Source organism: Rahnella sp. ChDrAdgB13 (genome assembly GCF_017655185.1).
Classification (GTDB): domain Bacteria; phylum Pseudomonadota; class Gammaproteobacteria; order Enterobacterales; family Enterobacteriaceae; genus Rahnella; species Rahnella contaminans.
Genome location: NZ_JAEMGT010000212.1, coordinates 1 through 1,001, shown reverse-complemented (window position 1 = coordinate 1,001; position 1,001 = coordinate 1). Strand labels below are relative to the sequence as shown.

The 1,001-nt window shown below is 50.2% G+C and carries 2 protein-coding genes; both read left to right on the top strand.

Features of this window, described 5'->3' with window-relative positions:
- Positions 1 to 190: phage holin (locus tag J8X26_RS26830; RefSeq protein ID WP_208952566.1), on the top strand; the 190-nt coding region annotated here is incomplete at its 5' end.
- 3 nt (positions 191 to 193) lie between these two features.
- On the top strand, positions 194 to 718 hold the full coding sequence (locus J8X26_RS26825; protein ID WP_208952565.1) for a lysozyme: 525 nt from the start codon (positions 194 to 196) through the stop codon (positions 716 to 718).
- Positions 719 to 1,001 lie beyond the last annotated feature (283 nt).

Genomic DNA, 1,001 nt, shown 5'->3' with positions numbered 1-1,001 from the left:
TGCCTACGGGGCGGCTGGGTCAAATACAGGCTTCTGGCTTTACAGTCTGTTGAATTCATTCAGCCCCGAACAGTGGACGGCTATCGGAGTATTGGGTGGCCTTTTCTTTGCCCTGATCACTTGTTTGATAAACGTCGGCTTCAAGATTTGGGACAGAAAACACAACATGGTGAGACGCGACGAGGATTAATCCATGGCAAGCCTGAAAACAAAACTCAGTGCTGCCATGTTGGCTCTGATTGCCGCTGGCGCCTCAGCTCCGGTGATGATGGCTCAGTTTCAGAAAGAAAAAGAGGGTTCCAGCCCGATCGCTTATCAGGATCAGGGCGGTAAATGGACAATATGCGGCGGCGTAACAGCAATAAACGGAAAACCAGTATTCAAAGGTATGCGCCTCACACAGATCCAATGTGACGCTATCGATAAAGCCGAACAGGCCAAAGCGCTGGCATGGGTAGATAAAAATGTTCACGTTCCTCTGACCGAACCGCAAAAAGTCGGGATCGCGTCATTTTGCCCGTGGAACATTGGCCCCGCTAAATGCTTTACCTCCACGTTTTACCGGAAACTTAATAATGGTGACCGACTGGGGGCATGCGCTGAGATAAAACGCTGGGTTCATGACGGCGGAAAGGATTGCAATATCCGTGCAAATAATTGTTCCGGCCAGGTTGTCCGCCGTGATCAGGAAAGCGAACTTACTTGTTGGGGGGCTTGATGGATAGACATTCCGCTGCTGGCATGATGTTTTTCTTCGCGTTTGTGCTGGCACTCTTTGGTAAGGAAGGTTGGGGCTGGTGTTTGTTCGTCGGAGTATTGCTCTCATGATCAACAAAATCGCCGTCACGCTTACCGCCATCATCCTGGTGATTATTTCCCTGCTGGCGTGGGCATCCTTCCACTATTACGGCAAGACCATCAGCCAGCAATCAGAAATCACGGTAGCAACTCAGGCAAAGAATCAGGCTGAGTTCGTTGCAGAAAACCAGTCACTGACCATC